The organism is Hydrogenophaga sp. (assembly GCF_030373225.1).
Taxonomy (GTDB): Bacteria; Pseudomonadota; Gammaproteobacteria; order Burkholderiales; family Burkholderiaceae_C; genus Hydrogenophaga.
Window position 1 is genome coordinate 1 of record NZ_JAUCZG010000023.1, and the last position, 17,903, is coordinate 17,903.

Annotated in this window: 16 protein-coding genes; 6 read left to right on the forward strand and 10 right to left on the reverse strand. The window is 67.9% G+C overall.

The genetic code is table 11. From position 1 onward, the window contains the following. Window positions 1-84 precede the first annotated feature (84 nt). The 6 genes from QUV35_RS13165 (at window position 85) to ruvC (ending at window position 6,138) form a co-directional block, all read left to right on the forward strand. On the forward strand, window positions 85-2,166 hold the full coding sequence (locus QUV35_RS13165) for a ribonuclease catalytic domain-containing protein (protein WP_300874721.1): 2,082 nt from the start codon (window positions 85-87) through the stop codon (window positions 2,164-2,166). A 28-nt stretch (window positions 2,167-2,194) separates the two neighbouring features. Next, window positions 2,195-3,064: an energy transducer TonB gene (locus QUV35_RS13170; protein ID WP_300874723.1), complete on the forward strand. Its 870-nt coding sequence runs from the start codon at window positions 2,195-2,197 to the stop codon at window positions 3,062-3,064. Next, on the forward strand, window positions 3,065-3,811 hold the full coding sequence (gene mtgA / locus QUV35_RS13175; RefSeq protein ID WP_300874725.1) for a monofunctional biosynthetic peptidoglycan transglycosylase: 747 nt from the start codon (window positions 3,065-3,067) through the stop codon (window positions 3,809-3,811). It begins immediately after the preceding gene. Further along, window positions 3,808-4,425 carry a lysophospholipid acyltransferase family protein gene (locus tag QUV35_RS13180; RefSeq protein ID WP_300874727.1) on the forward strand — a complete coding sequence of 206 codons (618 nt, stop codon included), beginning with the start codon at window positions 3,808-3,810 and terminating at the stop codon, window positions 4,423-4,425. The genes mtgA and QUV35_RS13180 overlap by 4 nt, the downstream gene beginning before the upstream one ends. Before the next feature lie 178 nt (window positions 4,426-4,603). Continuing rightward, the gene (locus QUV35_RS13185; protein ID WP_300874729.1) at window positions 4,604-5,593 is read left to right on the forward strand and encodes a phosphatidate cytidylyltransferase; all 990 of its coding nucleotides are present in this window, start codon (window positions 4,604-4,606) and stop codon (window positions 5,591-5,593) included. Beyond that, window positions 5,590-6,138, forward strand: coding sequence for a crossover junction endodeoxyribonuclease RuvC (gene ruvC, locus QUV35_RS13190; RefSeq protein WP_300874731.1), 549 nt, complete (start codon window positions 5,590-5,592; stop codon window positions 6,136-6,138). Before QUV35_RS13185 ends, ruvC begins: the two co-directional genes overlap by 4 nt. 107 nt (window positions 6,139-6,245) lie before the next feature. Here the strand turns inward: ruvC and QUV35_RS13195 are convergent, their stop codons facing one another. From QUV35_RS13195 to murD, 10 genes are all read right to left on the reverse strand, one after another. Beyond that, entirely contained in the window at window positions 6,246-6,422 is a 177-nt protein-coding gene (locus tag QUV35_RS13195) for a hypothetical protein (RefSeq protein WP_300874733.1), read from the reverse strand. A gap of 8 nt (window positions 6,423-6,430) precedes the next feature. Further along, window positions 6,431-7,354: a UDP-3-O-acyl-N-acetylglucosamine deacetylase gene (gene lpxC, locus QUV35_RS13200; RefSeq protein ID WP_300874735.1), complete on the reverse strand. Its 924-nt coding sequence runs from the start codon at window positions 7,352-7,354 to the stop codon at window positions 6,431-6,433. Window positions 7,355-7,578: 224 nt separating this feature from the next. Then, the gene (gene ftsZ / locus QUV35_RS13205) at window positions 7,579-8,787 is read right to left on the reverse strand and encodes a cell division protein FtsZ (protein WP_300874737.1); all 1,209 of its coding nucleotides are present in this window, start codon (window positions 8,785-8,787) and stop codon (window positions 7,579-7,581) included. A gap of 228 nt (window positions 8,788-9,015) precedes the next feature. Continuing rightward, a complete protein-coding gene (gene ftsA, locus QUV35_RS13210; protein WP_300874739.1) occupies window positions 9,016-10,245 on the reverse strand; it encodes a cell division protein FtsA in 1,230 nt (409 codons plus the stop codon). Between the two features lie 13 nt (window positions 10,246-10,258). Further along, on the reverse strand, window positions 10,259-11,053 hold the full coding sequence (locus QUV35_RS13215) for a cell division protein FtsQ/DivIB (RefSeq protein ID WP_300874741.1): 795 nt from the start codon (window positions 11,051-11,053) through the stop codon (window positions 10,259-10,261). A gap of 15 nt (window positions 11,054-11,068) precedes the next feature. Beyond that, window positions 11,069-12,013, reverse strand: coding sequence for a D-alanine--D-alanine ligase (locus tag QUV35_RS13220; protein ID WP_300874743.1), 945 nt, complete (start codon window positions 12,011-12,013; stop codon window positions 11,069-11,071). Window positions 12,014-12,119: 106 nt separating this feature from the next. Beyond that, entirely contained in the window at window positions 12,120-13,529 is a 1,410-nt protein-coding gene (gene murC / locus QUV35_RS13225; RefSeq protein ID WP_300874745.1) for a UDP-N-acetylmuramate--L-alanine ligase, read from the reverse strand. Then, complete coding sequence (murG, locus tag QUV35_RS13230; RefSeq protein ID WP_300874747.1) at window positions 13,526-14,602, reverse strand: undecaprenyldiphospho-muramoylpentapeptide beta-N-acetylglucosaminyltransferase; 1,077 nt, start codon at window positions 14,600-14,602, stop codon at window positions 13,526-13,528. Before murG ends, murC begins: the two co-directional genes overlap by 4 nt. A gap of 85 nt (window positions 14,603-14,687) precedes the next feature. After that, complete coding sequence (gene ftsW, locus QUV35_RS13235; RefSeq protein ID WP_300874862.1) at window positions 14,688-15,878, reverse strand: putative lipid II flippase FtsW; 1,191 nt, start codon at window positions 15,876-15,878, stop codon at window positions 14,688-14,690. Window positions 15,879-16,003: 125 nt separating this feature from the next. Continuing rightward, on the reverse strand, window positions 16,004-17,842 hold the full coding sequence (gene murD, locus QUV35_RS13240) for a UDP-N-acetylmuramoyl-L-alanine--D-glutamate ligase (protein ID WP_300874749.1): 1,839 nt from the start codon (window positions 17,840-17,842) through the stop codon (window positions 16,004-16,006). Window positions 17,843-17,903 lie beyond the last annotated feature (61 nt).

Below are 17,903 nucleotides of genomic sequence, written 5' to 3' on the forward strand. Positions count from 1 at the left end.
AGGCCCAGCCCCCTCGGGGGGCAGCGACCCGCGCAGCGGTGGAGCGTGGGGGCAACAGATCCAGCCCATGGGACAATCCCGCCCATGCACATTCTGTTTGACGAAGCCGGCAAGTTGTTGACCGGCCGCCTCCTGTCCGAGGCTGAAAGTTCCCTGCAAGTCGAGCTCGATTCCGGCAAGCGCGTGAAGGTCAAGGCGGTCAACGCGCTGCTGCGGTTTGAAAAACCCGCCCCCGCCGCCTTGATGAGCGCCGCCACCGCGCTGTCCAACGAGATGGACCTGGCCCTGGCCTACGAATTCGCACCCGAAGACGAGTTCGGCTTTGCCGACCTGGCGCGCGAGTATTTCAGCAGCAGCGCCGGCACCGCCGAGCAGGTGGCGGCCCTGCTGTGCCTGCAAGGCGCACCGCACTACTTTCGCCGCGCCGGCAAGGGCCGCTACAAGAAGGCGCCGGCCGACATCCTGGCCCAGGCGCTGGCCGGCATCGAGAAAAAGAAGCAGGTGCAGGCGCAGATCGAGGCCTGGGCGGCCGAGCTGGCCAGCGGCAGCTGCCCCGAGCCGGTGTTGCAACAGCTCTACAAGATCCTCTTCAAGCCCGACAAGAACGCACCCGAGTACAAGGCCGTGGTCGAGGCCGCGCGCAACAGCCACACCGCACCGCTCACCCTGCTGCAAAACGCGGGCGCGATCCGCAGCGCCTACCAGTTCCACTGGCAGCGTTTCCTGTTCGACCAGTTCCCCAAGGGAACCGGCTTCCCCGCGCTGCAGGCGCCGGTGATCACCGACGAGTTGCCGCTGGCCGCGGTGCAGGCGTTCTCCATCGACGACTCGCACACCACCGAAATCGACGACGCGCTCTCGCTGCAGGGCCTGGGCAGTGGTTCGGTCACGCTGGGCATCCACATCGCCGCACCGGGTCTGGCGATCGCCCCCGACAGCGCCATCGACCAGGTGGCGCGCCACCGCCTGTCCACCGTCTACATGCCTGGCCACAAGATCACCATGCTGCCCGACGAGGTGGTGCAGGCCTACACCTTGATGGCCGGACGCGACTGCCCGGCGGTCTCGCTGTACGTGACCTTTGAGGAGGCCACGCTGGCCGTCACCGACACCCGCACGGCGCTGGAGCGCGTGCCGATTGCGCTCAACCTGCGCCACGACCAGCTCGACACCGTGATCACCGAAGCCTGGCTCGCGGGCGATGCCCCGGCCGACAACGCCGCGCCCGAGATCGCTGCGCTGCAACCCACGCTGTCCTTCATCTTCACGCTGGCACGACACCTCAAGGCCCGGCGCGAGGTGGTGCGCGGCAAGCCCGAGAACTTCACCCGGCCCGACTACACCTTCCGCCTGGAAGGCAAGACCGGAGACGAACCGGTGGGCGACGAGGTGGTGGTGATCGGCACGCGCCAGCGCGGCGCCCCGCTCGACCTGATGGTGGCCGAGGCCATGATCCTGGCCAACAGCACCTGGGGCAACTGGCTCAACGACTGCGGCGTGCCCGGCATCTACCGCAGCCAGGTCAGCATGGCGCCGGGTGTGAAGGTGCGCATGGGCACCAAGGCCCAGCCACACGCCGGCATCGGCGTCAAAAGTTACGCCTGGAGCACCTCGCCCCTGCGCCGTTATGTGGACATGGTCAACCAGTGGCAGATCATTGCCTGCGCGCGCCATGGCAAGACAGCGGCACTGGCGGCGCCCTTCAAGCCCAAGGACGCCAACCTGTTCTCCATCATCAGCGCCTTCGACGCCGCCTACACCGCCTACAACGGATTCCAGAACGGCATGGAACGGTACTGGACGCTCAAGCACTTGCAGCAAAGCGGCACCACCGAATTCACCGCCACCCTGGTGAAGGACAACCTGGTGCGCGCCGATGCGCTGCCGCTGGTGTTGCCCGTGATGGGCGCCGAGGGCCTGCCGCGTGGCGCGCACGTTCGCATCCGGCTCGGTGAGATCGACGACATCACGCTCGACGTGCACGGCACCGTGATCGAGCGGCTGGACCTGCCGGTGGACGAGGCGGTGGACGACAGTGCGGGCGAGGACGGGGAAGACGAGGAACTGTCCGCGCCGCTGGCGCTGGCCATCGATGTCGACGAGGCCGAAAGCACCGCAGCCGCCCAGCCGCCCGGGGACACCGACCCGGCGGGCCATTCGGCCTGAAGACACCGGCCACAACCATAATCACGGCGTGAAGACCACCTTCCTCGCGTTCCTGAAAGGCCTGAGCACGCTGCAGCTGGCGCTGGGCATCTCCATCGCGCTGCACGCCGCCGTGCTCACTGTGCGCTTCGTCAACCCCGAAGGTTTCAACCGGGCGTTCCAGGACACACCCCTCGAGGTGATCCTGGTGAACGCGCGCAGCAACGAGAAGCCGGAAAAGGCCACCGCCATCGCGCAGGCATCGCTGGCGGGCGGCGGTGATGCGGTGCGCGGCCGATCCACCTCGCCGCTGCCACCCACCACGGTGGCCCGGGTGGGTGACACACCGGAAGAAGACGAACGCCGGATCGAGGCACTGCGCGAACAGCAGAACCAGTTGCTGGCGCAGGTGCGGCGCGAACTTGCCAGGATGCCGGCGCCCGACACAGAGGCCGTGAACCCGAGCCGAGAGATGGTGGAGCGGGAAGAAAAGCGCAAGGCCCTGGTGAAGATCCTGGCCGAGATCGAGCGGCGCATCAACGAGGAAAGCGCACGGCCGAAGAAGCGCTACATCAGCCCGGCCACCCGCGAGGCGGTGTACGCGATCTACTACGACGAACTGCGTCGCAAGATCGAAGACCGCGGCACCACCAACTTCCCCGAGGCCGCAGGGCGCAAGCTCTACGGCGAGCTCACCATGATCATCACGGTCAACCACACCGGTGGCGTGCTCGACACCGAGATCGTGCAGACATCGGGCAACAACCTGCTCGATCGTCGCGCCCAGGCCATCGTGCGCAGCCTGGCCTTCGGCCAGTTCAACGATGCCATGCGCCGCCAGGCCGACCAGATCGTGGTGGTCTCGCGTTTCCGCTTCACGCGTGACGAGACGCTGCAGACGCAGTTGTCTGGCCAGTAGATGAGGTCGTTCGGGCGCTGGTTGTTGTGGATCGTCCTGGCCGGGGTGGCGCTGCAACTGTTCTTTGTCCTGCGCATCGCTGCCATGGTGGTGATCGACCCGACCAGCACCGCCTTCATGCGCTCGGAGGCCTGGCGCGTCGGCAAGGAAAGCACGACCACCGACAAGCGCTGGCGCTGGTCCCATCAATGGGTGGCGGGCGACCAGATCAGCCCGAACCTCAAGCGCGCGGTGATCGCCTCGGAGGACGCGGGTTTCCTGGAGCACGGCGGGGTCGACTGGGATGCCATCGAGACCGCGTGGCAGAAGAACGAAAAGCGCCAGCAGCAGGCCGACAAGCGCGCCGCCGCCCGGCCCGACAGGCCGGTGCGCGAACCCAAGGTCGTCGGCGGCTCCACCATCACCCAGCAACTGGCCAAGAACCTGCTGCTCTCTGGCGAACGGCAGTTTCTGCGCAAGGGCCAGGAACTCGTGCTGGCGCTGGCGCTGGAGGCGCTGCTGAGCAAGGAGCGCATCCTCGAGATCTACCTCAACAGCGTGGAATGGGGCGAGGGCGTGTTCGGCGCCGAGGCCGCCGCTCAGCGCTACTTCAGGAAACCCGCCAGCAAGCTCAGCGCCTCGGAGGCCGCGCGACTGGCGGTGATGCTGCCCTCGCCCAAGTTCTTCGAAACGCGCCAGGGATCGGCCTACCTGGCGCGGCGCACCGGCACCATCGTCGCCCGCATGGGTGATGTGCGCATTCCATGAACATTCGCGCCAGCGCCATGAGCGTGTTCCTGCTCGCCCTGGTGCGTCTGCTCACCGGTGCGCAGGCGCGCTGGCACGGCTGCCCGCCCAAGGCCGAACAACGCATCTACTTCGCCAACCACCAGAGCCACGCCGACCTGGTGCTGATCTGGGCCGCGCTGCCGCAAGAGCTGCGCAGCATCACGCGCCCGATCGCCGCCAGGGACTACTGGACGGCATCGAACTTCAAGCGCTGGATCACCACCGAGGTCTTCAATGCGGTCTACGTGGAGCGCGAGCGCAAGGGTGACGAAGATCCGCTGCAGCCGCTGATCAACGCACTCGAGAGCGGCGACTCGCTGATCCTGTTTCCCGAAGGCACGCGCGGCTTTGAGGAAGATCCGCAGCCCTTCAAGTCGGGCCTGTACAACCTGGCCCGGCGTTTTCCCGGCGTGGTGCTGGTGCCGGCCTGGATCCACAACGTGCAGCGCGTGATGCCCAAGGGCGAAGTGGTGCCGGTGCCGGTGCTGTGTTCGGTGACCTTTGGTGAACCGGTGGCGCTCGGGGCCGAGGAACCCCGCGCCGACTTTTTGAAACGCGCTCGCGAAGCCGTCATGGCGCTGAGGGAAGTCTGAAACATGAGCCCCCACCCTCGTCACTTCGTGACCTCGCTGCCCCCCAGGGGGGCACAGACCGCCCTTGGGGCGGCCCGGCGGGCGGTCTGAACATGAGCCCCCATCTTCGTCACTTCGTGACCTCGCTGCCCCCCAGGGGGGCACAGACCGCCCTTGGGGCGGCCCGGCGGGCGGTCTGATGGGCTCCTTCCTGCGCAGCCTCACCGGCGAACAACAGGTCAGCCTGTTGTTCGTGCTGCTGTTCGGCCTGCTGTTCATTGCCAGCGGCCTGAGCGTGCTGCTCTCGGTGCGTGAACGGCGTGCCGGTGAAGACGAATCCGGCGAACGCGCACTGAGACTGCGTGACAACCAGGCGCTGCTGCGCAGCTCGTGGGGCATGGCGCTGGTGTTCTGGATCGGCTGGGCCATGGGCGAAGGGGTGGCCATCGTGCTGTTCGGCTTCGTGTCCTTTTTCATCCTGCGCGAATTCATCAGCCTCTCGCCCACTCGGCGCGGCGACCACCGCAGCCTGGTGCTGGCCTTCTTTGTCGTGCTGCCACTGCAATATGCGCTGGTCTGGAACGAACACTTCAACCTCTTCACCGTGTTCATCCCGGTGTATGTGTTCCTCGCCATTCCCGTGGTCAGTGCGCTGGGCAACGACCCACAGCGGTTCCTGGAGCGCAACGCCAAGCTGCAGTGGGGCATCATGGTCTGCGTCTACGGCATGAGCCATGTGCCCGCCTTGCTGTTGCTGAACTTTCCCGGCTTCGCCGGCCGCACCGCCTTCCTGGTGTTCTTTCTGGTGCTGGTGGTGCAGACCTGCATGCTGGTGCAGCACCTGGCCGCACGCCGCCTGGGCACGCCGGTGGCGCCCGCCATCAGCGGGAGTTTTCACTGGCGCAGCTGGGCCATGGGCCTGGCGGCCGGCGGCCTGCTCGGTGCGCTGCTCGCCGGCCTCACCCCCTTCAATCCACTGCCGGCTCTTGCCATGGCGCTGGTGGCCTGTGTGGCCGGGTCGCTGGGCCACCTGGTCATGAAAGCCATCAAGCGCGACCGCGGCGTGACCCACTGGGGCTCTGCGGGCCGCTCCACCACAGGCGCCAGCGGCCTGCTCGACCGCGTGGACGCGCTGTGTTTCGCCGCGCCGGTGTTCTTCCACTCGGTGCGCTGGACCTTCGACCTATGAGAATTCTCGGCATCGACCCCGGCCTTCAGTGCACCGGCTTCGGCGTGATCGACACCGATGGCGCGAACCTGCACTACGTGGCCAGCGGCACCATCCAGACCAGTCCGAAGGACGGCGCGCTGCTGCCCGCGCGGCTGAAGATCCTGTTCGACGGCATCACCGAGGTGGTGGCGCGCTACCAGCCCGAGGTCTCGGCGTGCGAGATCGTGTTCGTCAACGTCAACCCGCAAGCCACCCTGCTGCTGGGCCAGGCGCGCGGCGCCTGCCTTACCGCCCTGGTAGCCAACCACCTGCCGGTGGCCGAGTACACCGCGCTGCAACTCAAGAAAGCGGTGGTCGGCTACGGCAAGGCCGCCAAGCCGCAGGTGCAGGAGATGGTCAGGCGCCTGTTGAAACTGCCCGGCCTGCCGGGCAAGGACGCGGCCGACGCGCTGGGGCTGGCGATCACGCACGCACAAGTCAGCCGCACCCTGCAGGCGATCAACCAGGTGTCGCCGTTGCAGGCACGCTCCAGCGCCTCTTACAAGGCCGGCAGGATCTACTGAGCACGGGGCGTCGGGCAGGGCCGGTGGACTGGGCACCGTTGGCCGGCGCCCGCGCGCTGCGCCCGGCAGGGACAGGCGAGCCCGCCTGAGGTTCGTGCGTCAGGGGTTCAGAGCAGGCGTTCGAGCACCAGCACCGCAAAAAATCCCAGTGCAGCGATCACCGTCCACTTCAGGATGACCACGCCCCAGGTGCGGAAGTGGGCCTGACCGGTGCCGACGTAGAACGCAAAACACACACCGGCGGCGATCAGCAACAACAGGACGGTCCAGCGAAACAGCAGCATGGGTCAGGTCACCAGGCCGGCGCGAGCTGGGTGAAGCCGGCCGGGGCATCCCGCTCCTGCTCGAAGCTCACGATCTCCCAGGCGTCGGTGCGCTCCAGCAGGGCGCGCAGCAGCTGGTTGTTCATCGCGTGGCCGCTGCGAAACGCGCTGTAGGCGGCCAGCAGCGGTTTGCCCACGATGTACAGGTCGCCCATGGCATCGAGGATCTTGTGCTTGACGAACTCGTCCTGGTACCGGAGGCCGTCGGCGTTGAGCACCTTCACGTCGTCCATCACGATGGCATTGTCCAGTCCGCCACCGAGCGCCAGGCCGTGCGAGCGCATCGCTTCCACGTCCTTGGTGAAACCGAAGGTGCGTGCACGCGCGATCTCGCGGGCGTACTGGCCGCCACCGAAGTCGAACTCCACGCGCTGGCCGGTGGAGTTCACGGCCGGGTGGTCGAACTCGATCTCGAAGGCGAGCTTGTAGCCATGAAACGGGTCGAGTCGCGCCCACTTCACGTTCCTGCCCTCGCCTTCACGCACTTCCACAGGCCTGGTGACACGAATGAAGCGCTTGGGCACCTTCTGCATGACGATGCCGGCGCTTTGCAGCAGGTACACGAACGAGGCCGAAGAGCCATCGAGGATGGGCACTTCTTCTGCGGTGATGTCGACGCAGAGGTTGTCCAGGCCCAGGCCGGCGCAGGCGCTCATCAGGTGCTCGATGGTGTGCACCTTGACGTTGCCATTGGAAATGGTGGAGGCCAGCCGCGTGTCGGTCACGGCCAGGGCATTGACCGCAATCTCCACCGGCTCGGGCAGATCCACGCGCCGGAACACGATGCCGGTGTCGGGCGGGGCCGGGCGCAAGGTGAGCTCCACCCGCTGACCGCTGTGCAGACCGACACCCACCGCTTTGGTCAGGGATTTGAGGGTGCGTTGCGCGAGCATAAAAACATTTTAGTTCCCCCCTGCGCGGCTGCGCCGCTTCCCCCCTGAGGGGGGACGATGCCTGTGGCCCGGCAAAGCCGGTTCCACGGCATCCCTGAAACAAGACACGAACGCCGGAGGACGTGACTTCATCCCAGGGGAGCCGCGGGACTGGCTTCGCCAGACCGCAGGCTCCGTCCCCCCCTCGGGGGGGGAAGCGCCGTCAGGCGCGCAGGGGGGGCCCCTCAATCCGCCTGCTTGCGCAGGAAGGCGGGGATCTCGAAGTCGTCCATGCCGCCCGACGCCAATGCGTCCACCTTGGCCGCGGCCTGGGTGCGGTTGGTGCGCCACACGCTGGGCACGGCCATGGAGTTGTAGTCGGGCTGGGAAGCGCCCGGGCCACCGACAGCGGCGTTGACGGTGGGCACGTTGAACGGCACGTTGTCGGTGCCGGTGCGCAGCACCTGCAGCGGCGGGGCGGTGCGGCGCACGCCCTGGCGCGACAGGCCGGTGGCCACCACGGTCACGCGCATCTCGTCACCCAGGCTGTCGTCGTAGGCCGCACCGTAGATCACATGCGCTTCCGACGAGGCATAGGCGCGGATGGTGTTCATCGCGAGCTTGGATTCGGACAGCTTGAGCGAGCCCTTGGCCGCGGTGACCAGCACCAGCACGCCCTTGGCGCCCGAGAGGTCGATGCCTTCCAGCAGCGGGCAGGCCACGGCCTGCTCGGCGGCGATGCGTGCACGGTCGGGACCGGCGGCCACGGCCGTGCCCATCATGGCCTTGCCGGGCTCACCCATCACGGTGCGCACGTCTTCGAAGTCGACGTTCACATTGCCGTACTCGTTGATGATCTCGGCGATGCCCCCCACGGCGTTTTTCAGCACATCGTTGGCGTGGGCAAAGGCCTCGTCCTGCGTCACATCGTCACCCAGCACTTCGAGCAGCTTTTCGTTGAGCACCACGATCAGCGAGTCCACGTTGGCCTCGAGTTCGGCCAGACCGTGGTCGGCATTGGTCATGCGACGGCCACCTTCCCAGTCGAACGGCTTGGTGACCACGCCCACGGTGAGGATGCCCATCTCCTTGGCCACGCGCGCGATCACGGGCGCCGCACCGGTGCCGGTGCCGCCGCCCATGCCGGCGGTGATGAACAGCATGTGGGCGCCTGCGATGGCTTCGCGGATCGAGTCCACCGCCACTTCGGCAGCGTCGCGGCCCTTGTCGGGTTTGCTGCCGGCGCCCAGGCCGGTGGTGCCGAGCTGGATGGTCTTGTGGGCTGCGCTGCGCGAGAGCGACTGCGCATCGGTGTTGGCGCAGATGAACTCCACGCCCTGCACGCTGCGCGCGATCATGTGTTCGACCGCGTTGCCGCCGCCGCCGCCCACGCCGATCACCTTGATCTGGGTGCCCAGGTTGAATTCTTCGACTTCAATCATTTCGATGCTCATGGTCTGCTCCTTGTGTGCCCGCTGGGGGGCGCTGGTGATTCAAAAACGTCTCGGATTCGGGTCGGGGTCATCCAGGCGGTCCGGTGTGTTCGGCACACCGTCCTCGTCGTCGCCATCGAATGCCCGGGTCCAACCATGGGACACCGCGAAACTGGCTCTGCCAGGCCGCCGGTGTCGCTCCCTTGAGGGGGTCGCGTGCCGCTCGGCGGGGGGGTATCGGATGTTTCATCAGAACGTCCCCACGAACCAGTTTTTCATGCGCTCCCATGCACCTTGCACGGAGCCTGCTTTCTGCGACACCTTGTGCCCGCGCACACGCGCCAGGCGCGCTTCTTCGAGCAAGCCCATCACCGTGGCTGCGCGCGTCTGCGCCACCATGTCGGACAGGGCGCTGGCGTAGTTCGGAATGCCACGGCGCACCGGCTTGAGGAAAATGTCCTCGCCGAGCTCGACCATGCCGGGCATGACGGCGCTGCCGCCAGTGAGCACGATGCCCGAGGACAACATTTCCTCGTGACCCGAGTCGCGCAGCACCTGCTGGACCAGCGAAAAGATTTCTTCCACCCGCGGCTCGATCACGCCGGCGAGCGCCTGGCGGCTGAGCATGCGCGGTGCGCGGTCGCCCAGGCCGGGCACCTCCACCTGGGTGTCCGGATCGGCCAGCAACTGCTTGGCGCAACCGCTCTCGACCTTGATGTCCTCGGCGTCCTTGGTGGGCGTGCGCAGCGCCATGGCGATGTCGCTGGTGATCAGGTCACCGGCGATCGGGATCACCGCGGTGTGGCGGATGGCCCCGCCCGAGAAGATCGCCACATCGGTCGTGCCCGCGCCGATGTCGACCAGGGCGACGCCGAGTTCCTTTTCGTCGTCGGTCAGCACCGCCTGGCTGCTGGCCAGCGGGTTGAGCATGAGCTGGTCCACCTCCAGGCCGCAGCGGCGCACACACTTGATGATGTTTTCCGCAGCACTTTGTGCGCCGGTCACGATGTGCACCTTGGCCTCCAGGCGGATGCCGCTCATGCCGATCGGCTCCTTCACTTCCTGGCCGTCGATCACGAACTCCTGGGGCTCCACCAGCAGCAGGCGCTGGTCGGTCGAGATGTTGATGGCCTTGGCCGTCTCGATCACGCGCGCCACGTCGGTGGCACTGACTTCGCGGTCCTTGATGGCCACCATGCCGCTGGAGTTGATGCCGCGGATGTGGCTGCCGGTGATGCCGGTGTAGACGCGGGCGATGCGGCAGTCGGCCATCAGCTCGGCCTCTTTCAAGGCCTGCTGGATGCTCTGCACGGTGGCGTCGATGTTGACCACCACGCCGCGCTTGAGGCCGTGGCTGGCGGCCACGCCCAGGCCTGCGAGCTTGAGCTCGCCGTTGGGCTGGACCTCGGCGACCACCACCATGATCTTGGCGGTTCCGATGTCGAGTCCGACCACCAAATCCTTGTATTCCTTGGCCATGATTGCTTCTTGATTACCGTGTGGGTTGCGTTGCGTTGGGGGCGATGTCGGTGACGGTGGTCACGCCGCGCAGGCGCAGGGCGTAACCGTTGGGATAGCGCAGGTCCACCGACTGCAGCGCGCCGGCATAACGCTCGGTGAGCTGGGACAGGGTGGCGCTGAAGCGGCGCGCGCGCGCCACCAGTTCGTCGGGCGTGCCGCGCCCGAGTTCGACCAGCGCGCCGTTGTCCAGCCGGGCTCGCCAGCTGCCGCGTTCGTTGAGTTCGAGCCGCTCGAGGCCGAGTTCGAGCGGGGCCAGTTCGGCCAGCAGCAGCTGGTACACGGTCCACACCTGGGCCGACTGTTCGGCCGGCCCGGCCAGTTCGGGCAGGTTGTCGCTGTCGTCGGGGCTGGCTTCAAAGACCTCGCCGAGTTCGCTCACCAGCCGGCCCGAGCCAGACTCACCCCACCACGCCACGGCCTGGTGCTCCTGCAGGGTCACGCGCAAGCGGTTGGGAAACTCGCGCTGCACCACCGCCTGGCGCACCCAGGGCACCGCTTCGAACAGTTCGCGCACCTGCTGCAGATCCACCGTGAGGAAGCTGCTCGAGAGGCGCGACTTCATCTGCGTGGCCAGCTGGGCGCGAAAGCTCACCGCGTTCTGGTGCACCACGTCACCCTGCACCGTGATGGCCTTGACGGTCCAGACCGGATGGCGCACCAGCCAGGTCCCCAGCGCGCCCAGGCACAGCGCGACAAACAGCACGAGCAGCGCTTGCGTGAGCGCTGTCATGAGCTTGACGTCCAGTGGCAAGGGAGTGGTGGCCATGGGAGGGTGGGCAGGTCAGGCCGGGTTGTCCAGGGCTGCGCCGGCCAGCACGGCCAGGCACAGGTCTTCGTACGACAGTCCGGTCGCACGCGCCGACATCGGCACCAGCGAGTGGCCGGTCATGCCGGGCGAGGTGTTGATCTCCAGCAGGTACGGCGCGCGGGTCTTGGCGTCGATCATCACGTCGGCGCGTGCCCAGCCGCGGCAGTCCAGGGTGCGGAATGCCTTGAGCACCAGCGCCTGGATCACCGCCTCTTCACCGTCGGGCAGACCACAGGGCACCAGGTACTGCGTGTCGTCGGTGAAGTACTTGTTCTGGTAGTCGTAGTTGCCGTCGGGTGCGACGATGCGGATCACCGGCAGCGCGCGGGCGTCCTCACCGGTGCCCAGCACCGGGCAGGTCACCTCGTCGCCGGCGATGAACTGCTCACACATGACGAGCGGGTCCTGCCTGGCGGCGAGCTCGTAGGCGGCAGCGCACTGCGCTTCGCTCGTCACCTTGGTCAGTCCGATCGTCGAGCCTTCGCGGACCGGCTTGACGATCATGGGCGAGCCCAGGGCGCGGTAGGCATCCACGGTCTGCGCGGCGCTGTGCACCTGGCGCCAGGCCGGCGTGGCCAGACCTTCGGCGAGCCAGATGCGCTTGGTCATGAGCTTGTCCATGGCCACGCTGGATGCCATCACGCCGGGGCCGGTGTAGGGAATGCCCAGCAGTTCGAGTGCGCCCTGCACCGTGCCGTCTTCACCGAAGCGGCCGTGCAGCGCGATGAAGCAGCGCTCGAAGCCTTCGCGCCTGAGCTCGTCCAGGCCACGCTCGGCCGGGTCGAAGGGGTGCGCATCGACCCCCTTGGACTTCAGTGCCGCCAGCACGCCGCTGCCCGACATCATCGAGACCTCGCGCTCGGCCGAACGCCCGCCCATCAAGACCGCCACCTTGCCCAGCGCTTTCACATCGATCACTGCGTTGTCCTTTGTTTTGTGTTCATGTGAGCCGGCGCCGGGCCGCCCCAAGCCGGCTCCGCCCCCTCGGGGGGCAGCGACCCGCGCAGCGGTGGAGCGTGGGGGCTCATTGACTCACTCCCTGTGCCAGTTCGATCACCCGAGCGGCCACGGCGCCCACGGTGCCTGCGCCCATGCACAGGATCACGTCGCCGTCCTGCGCGTTGTCCAGCACGGCCTGCGGCATCGCGTTGATGTCGTCCACGAACACCGGTTCGAGCTTGCCGGCCACGCGCAGCGCGCGGGCCAGCGAGCGGCCGTCGGCCGCCACGATCGGGCTCTCCCCCGCGGCGTACACCTCGGCCAGCAGCACCGCATCGGCGTGGTTGATCACCTTCACGAAGTCCTCGAAGCAATCGCGCGTGCGGGTGTAGCGGTGCGGCTGGAAGGCCAGCACCAGGCGGCGGCCAGGGTAGGCGCCGCGTGCAGCGGCCAGCGTGGCCGCCATCTCCACCGGGTGGTGGCCGTAGTCGTCCACCACCGTGCAATGGCCACCGTGGGGCAGCGCGGCCTCGCCGTATCGCTGGAAGCGCCGGCCCACACCCTTGAAATCGGCGAGCGCCTGCACCACCGCCGCGTCGTCCACTCCGAGCTCCACCGCAATGCCGATGGCGGCCAGTGCATTGAGCACGTTGTGCTCTCCCGGCAGATTGAGCACGACGTCGAGGTCGGGCAGCTCCACGCCGTTGCGCCGCTGCACGGTGAAGTGCATCTGCGTGCCGACCGCGCGCACATTGACGGCACGCACCTGCGCGTCCTCGGAGAATCCGTAGCTGGTGATGGGACGCGCGATCAGCGGAAGGATCTCGCGGATCGCGGCATCGTCCACACAGACCACGGCCGCACCGTAAAAAGGCATGCGGTGCAGAAACTCCACGAAGGCGGCCTTGAGCCGCCCGAAGTCGTGGCCGTAGGTGTCCATGTGGTCGGCATCGATGTTGGTCACGACCGACAGCACCGGCAACAGGTTCAGGAACGAGGCGTCCGATTCGTCGGCCTCGACCACGATGTACTCACCCGAGCCCAGCGCGGCGTTCACACCCGCGCTGTTCAGGCGCCCGCCGATCACGTAGGTCGGATCGAGATCGGCCGCGGCCAGCACGCTGGCCACGAGGCTGGTGGTGGTGGTCTTGCCGTGCGTGCCGGCAATCGCCACGCCCTTCTTCATGCGCATCAGCTCGGCCAGCATCACCGCGCGCGGCACCACCGGCACCAGCCTGGCATGGGCGGCCACCACCTCGGGGTTGTCCTCCTTCACCGCCGTCGACGTGACGATGGCGTCGGCCCCTTCGATGTGGGCGGCGTCGTGGCCGATGAACACCTCGGCGCCGAGCGCCACCAGACGGCGCGTGACCGTGCTCTCGCCCAGGTCGCTGCCGGAGATGCGGTAGCCCTGGTTGAGCAGCACCTCGGCGATGCCGTTCATGCCCGCTCCCCCGATGCCGACAAAGTGGATGTGACGGATGGCGTGTTTCATGGGTGCTGGACTTTCGCGAGTTGCTCGCAGGCGGACACCACGGCCGCCACGGCTTCTGTTTTCTGCATCTGTTTGGCCTTGCCGGCCATCGCCGCCAGTTGCTCGCGCTGCACGCTTTGCAGGCGGTGGGCCAGTTGCTGCGGGCTGAGTTCGTTCTGCGGCACCAGCCAGGCGGCGCCCGCGTCCACCAGAAATCGCGCGTTGGTGGTCTGGTGGTCGTCCACCGCAGACGGGAACGGCACGAACAGCGCGGCCGCACCCACGGCGGCGATTTCGGTCACGGTGCTGGCCCCGCTGCGGCAGACGATGAGGTCGGCATGGGCGAAGGCCTGTGCCGTGTCGTCGATGAAGGGCGTGAGTTCGGCGTGCACGCCGGCAGCCAGGTAGTTCGCGCGCAGCGCGTCGATCTGCTTTTCACCGCTCTGGTGGATGACCACGGGGCGCTGGGGCTCGGGGATCAGAGCGAGTGCCTGCGGCACCACGTCGTTGAGGGCCTTCGCACCCAGACTGCCACCCACCACCAGCAGGCGAAGCACGCCGCTGCGAGTGGCAAACCGCTCGGCTGGCGCGGGCTGGTGCAGGAACGGCGCACGCAACGGGTTGCCCACCCACTGCGACTTCTTCAACACATTCGGGAACGCGGTGAACACCCGGTCGGCCACGCCGGCCAGCACCTTGTTGGCCATGCCGGCCACCGAGTTCTGTTCGTGCAGCACCAGCGGTTTGCCCGCGAGCACGCCCATCATGCCGCCAGGAAAACTGATGTACCCACCCAGGCCCACCACCACGTCGGGCCTGACGCGGCGCACCACCTGCAACGCTTGCCAGAAGGCGCGCAGCAGGCGCAGCGGCAACAGGGCGAGCGTGACCACGCCCTTGCCGCGCACGCCACCGAAGTCGATGGTCTCCAGCGCGAAGCCGCGCGGCGGGACCAGCCGGCTTTCCATGCTGGCGGGTGCGCCCAGCCAGTGCACGCGCCAACCCCGTTCGCGCAGGGCCTCGGCCACGGCGAGGCCGGGAAAGATGTGGCCGCCGGTGCCGCCAGCCATGATGAGTGCGCATGGTGCGGTCATGCCCGGCCACCCTTCATCATGGATGCGTGCCGCATCCCCGGACGCTGCGCGCCTGGCTGGCTGTTTTGAACAAACCGCCAGATGGTCATGCCCGGCCACCCTTCATCATCTGGCGGTTTTCGTAATCCACCCGCAGCACGATCGCAATCGCCACCAGGTTCAGCAGGATGGCCGAGCCGCCGTAGCTCATCAAAGGCAGCGTCAGGCCCTTGGTGGGCAGTGCACCGAGGTTCACGCCGATGTTGATGAAGGCCTGGAAGCCCAGCCACAGGCCCACGCCCTGCGCCACCAGACCGGCAAACACCTGGTCGAGCGCGATGGCCTGGCGGCCGATGTGCATGATGCGGCGCGTGAGCCACATGAACAGGCCGATCAGCACCAGCACACCGATCAGGCCGAATTCCTCGCCGATCACGGCGAGCAGGAAGTCGGTGTGGGCTTCGGGCAGCCAGTGCAGTTTTTCCACGCTGCCACCCAGACCCACGCCGAAGATTTCGCCACGGCCAAAAGCGATCAGTGAGTGCGAGAGCTGGTAGCCCTTGCCCAGCGCGTGTTCCACGCTCCAGGGGTCGAGGTAGGCAAAGATGCGTTCGCGGCGCCAGTCGCTGGCCATGATCATCAGCGCGAAGGCCGCCACCACCACCGCCGCGATCAGGAAGAACATGCGCGCATTGACACCCCCGAGAAAGAGGATGCCCATGGCGATCACCACGATCACCATGAAGGCGCCCATGTCGGGCTCGGCCAGCAACAGCATGCCCACCACCGCCACCGCCGCCGCCATGGGCGTGACCGCCTGGAAGAAGCGTTGCTTCACCTCCATCTTGCGCACCATGTAGTCGGCCGCGTACAAGAGCACGGCCAGCTTGGCCAGCTCGGAGGGCTGAAAGTTCATGACGCCCAGCGAGATCCAGCGGCGGGCGCCGTTGACGCCCTTGCCGATGAAGGGAAACAACACCAGCACCAGCAGCACCAGCGCCACGGCGAACATCCAGGGCGCCATCTTTTCCCAGCTGCGCATCGGAAACTGGAAGGCGACCATCGCCGCCACCAGCCCGATGGTCATGGAGATGGCGTGGCGCATCACGAAGTGCGTGTGCGCGTAGTTGGCAAATCGCGGGTTGTCCGGCAGTGCGATCGAGGCCGAATACACCATCACCAGACCCCAGGCCAGCAGTGCCACCACCACCCAGAGCAGCGGCTGGTCGAAGCCGAGTTCGCGCACCGCCACGTTGCGCGTGCCGGCGTAGGTCCGGTTGGACAGGCGCACCGGCAGCCCGTCGCGCGAGCCGCCGCCGGCCAGCGAGCCGGCCAGGTCGCGGCCCGGCAGTCTGGGCGTCAGGGCCGCGAGGCCTTCGCGCAGGCGCTGCGGCCATGTCAGGGTGGGCACGGCTTTTTTCTTCACAGACCGCCCTCCAGGCTCATGCCCTGTTCGGCGGCCAGATCGGCGACCGCGCCCACGAACACGCGGGCCCGGTGTTCGTAGTTGTCGAACATGTCCAGGCTGGCGCAGGCCGGCGACATCAGCACCGCGTCGCCCGAGCGGGCCTGCTGCGCGGCCAGCGCCACCGCCTCGGGCAGCGTGCCGGCATCGAGCTGGCGCACTTCGGCGGCTTCGAGGGCTCCGCCCACCGCTGCGCGCAGGCGCGCCGCATCACGACCGATGTACACCACGGCGCGCGCAAAACGCGCGAGCGGTTCGGCCAGCGGCGCAAAGTCCTGCCCCTTGCCGTCGCCACCCAGGATCACCACCAGGCGGCGCTCGGCGCCCAGGCCACAGACCGCCGCCAGCGTGGCGCCCACGTTGGTGCCCTTGCTGTCGTCGAAGTACTCGACCTCGTCGATGATGGCCACGGGCTCCACGCGGTGCGGCTCGCCGCGGTACTCGCGCAGGCCGTGCAGCATGGGGCCGAGCGCGGCGCCGGTGGAGGTGGCCAGCGCCAGCGCGGCCAGGGCGTTGGCGGCGTTGTGCCGGCCGCGGATGCGCAAGGCCTCCACAGGCATCAACCGTTGGAAATAGACCTCGTCGTGAAGTGCTGGAGCCCCCACGCCGGCCGCTGCGCGCACTGCGCTGCCCCCCGAAGGGACTGCCGCGCCCTGGGACGGCCCGGCGGCACGGCGACCTGTCGAACGCGTTTCGTCCAGCGCCAGCGCACGCACCAGCCAGGCCATGCCGTTGAGCGTTTCGATGCCCCAGTCGCCGGCGCGCGTGGGCGCATCCAGCCCGAAGCTGGCCCACGGCCGGGCGCTCTGCTGGCGGTTGCGGTTGCCCACCTTCACCGTGACCAGGCCGGGCTGCAGTGCCATGACCTGCGGATCGTCGCGGTTGAGCAGCATCAGGGCACGGCTGCCGAACACGGCCGCCTTGGCCTGCGTGTAGGCGGCCATGCTGCCGTGCCAGTCGAGGTGGTCTTCGGTGATGTTGAGCACGCTGGCAGCGGTGGGCACGGCGTCCCAGTCGCTGCCGGCCGCACCGTCGAGCTGGAAGCTGGAGAGCTCGAGCACCCAGACGCGTGGCAGGTGGGCCGGCTGCGGCGGCTCGATGGGCGGCGGCACCCGCATGACGGCGCCGTCTTCGTCGGCCTCGCCCGGCGAAGGCAGGGCCTCGTCGTCTCCGGGCTCGACCAAGTCCGATGCATCGTCGATGACCCCCGTCACCGGGACAGCCGGGGCCGGCGCCTCGAGCGGTGCAGCGGCGGCGCGTTCGTCGTCGGCCTGCTGGGCCTCGGCCTCGGCGTCGAGCGCGGCAGACAACACATCCAGCAGGGCCGGGCCGATGTTGCCCGCCATCGCCACCTTCACGCCGGCACGCTGCAGCAGCAGGGTGGTGAGCGCGGTCACGGTGGTCTTGCCATTGGTGCCGGTGATGGCCAGCACCCGGGGGCGGTAAGGCAGGCGCTCGCGCTCGGCCAGCGTCATCAACGCGCGGGCGAACAAGCCCAGTTCGCCGAGCACGGCCACCTGGTGCGTCCGGGCCCACACGAACACGGTCTGCAGCGAAGCGGGAGCCAGTCCCGGGCTGCGTGCAATCAGTGTCCATTCGCCTCGCGCCATCAAGGCATCGTCGAACGCCCCACTCACGAAAGTCGCTTCAGGGCAGTCGGCGCGCAAGGCCGCCAGCTGTGGCGGCTGCTCACGGGTGTCGGCCACGGTCACGCGCGCACCCTGGCGCACGCACCAGCGCGCCATGGCCAGGCCGGAGGCGCCCAGACCGAGGATGAGAACAGCCTGCCCGTTCATGGTCGAGCGCCTTCAATCAGGAGCATCGAGGGTCCGGCTTCGCCGGCCCGAGATGCCGCCC

What these genes read in the sequence shown, in the direction of transcription:
- lpxC (WP_300874735.1), bottom strand. Translation starts at nt 7,354, where the DNA reads ATGCTCGCGCAACGCACCCTCAAATCCCTGACCAAAGCGGTGGGTGTC.
- QUV35_RS13180 (WP_300874727.1), top strand. Translation starts at nt 3,808, where the DNA reads ATGAACATTCGCGCCAGCGCCATGAGCGTGTTCCTGCTCGCCCTGGTG.
- QUV35_RS13215 (WP_300874741.1), bottom strand. Translation starts at nt 11,053, where the DNA reads ATGGCCACCACTCCCTTGCCACTGGACGTCAAGCTCATGACAGCGCTC.
- mtgA (WP_300874725.1), top strand. Translation starts at nt 3,065, where the DNA reads ATGAGGTCGTTCGGGCGCTGGTTGTTGTGGATCGTCCTGGCCGGGGTG.
- ruvC (WP_300874731.1), top strand. Translation starts at nt 5,590, where the DNA reads ATGAGAATTCTCGGCATCGACCCCGGCCTTCAGTGCACCGGCTTCGGC.
- murG (WP_300874747.1), bottom strand. Translation starts at nt 14,602, where the DNA reads ATGACCGCACCATGCGCACTCATCATGGCTGGCGGCACCGGCGGCCAC.
- murD (WP_300874749.1), bottom strand. Translation starts at nt 17,842, where the DNA reads ATGAACGGGCAGGCTGTTCTCATCCTCGGTCTGGGCGCCTCCGGCCTG.
- ftsZ (WP_300874737.1), bottom strand. Translation starts at nt 8,787, where the DNA reads ATGAGCATCGAAATGATTGAAGTCGAAGAATTCAACCTGGGCACCCAG.
- ftsA (WP_300874739.1), bottom strand. Translation starts at nt 10,245, where the DNA reads ATGGCCAAGGAATACAAGGATTTGGTGGTCGGACTCGACATCGGAACC.
- murC (WP_300874745.1), bottom strand. Translation starts at nt 13,529, where the DNA reads ATGAAACACGCCATCCGTCACATCCACTTTGTCGGCATCGGGGGAGCG.
- QUV35_RS13185 (WP_300874729.1), top strand. Translation starts at nt 4,604, where the DNA reads ATGGGCTCCTTCCTGCGCAGCCTCACCGGCGAACAACAGGTCAGCCTG.
- QUV35_RS13195 (WP_300874733.1), bottom strand. Translation starts at nt 6,422, where the DNA reads ATGCTGCTGTTTCGCTGGACCGTCCTGTTGTTGCTGATCGCCGCCGGT.
- QUV35_RS13165 (WP_300874721.1), top strand. Translation starts at nt 85, where the DNA reads ATGCACATTCTGTTTGACGAAGCCGGCAAGTTGTTGACCGGCCGCCTC.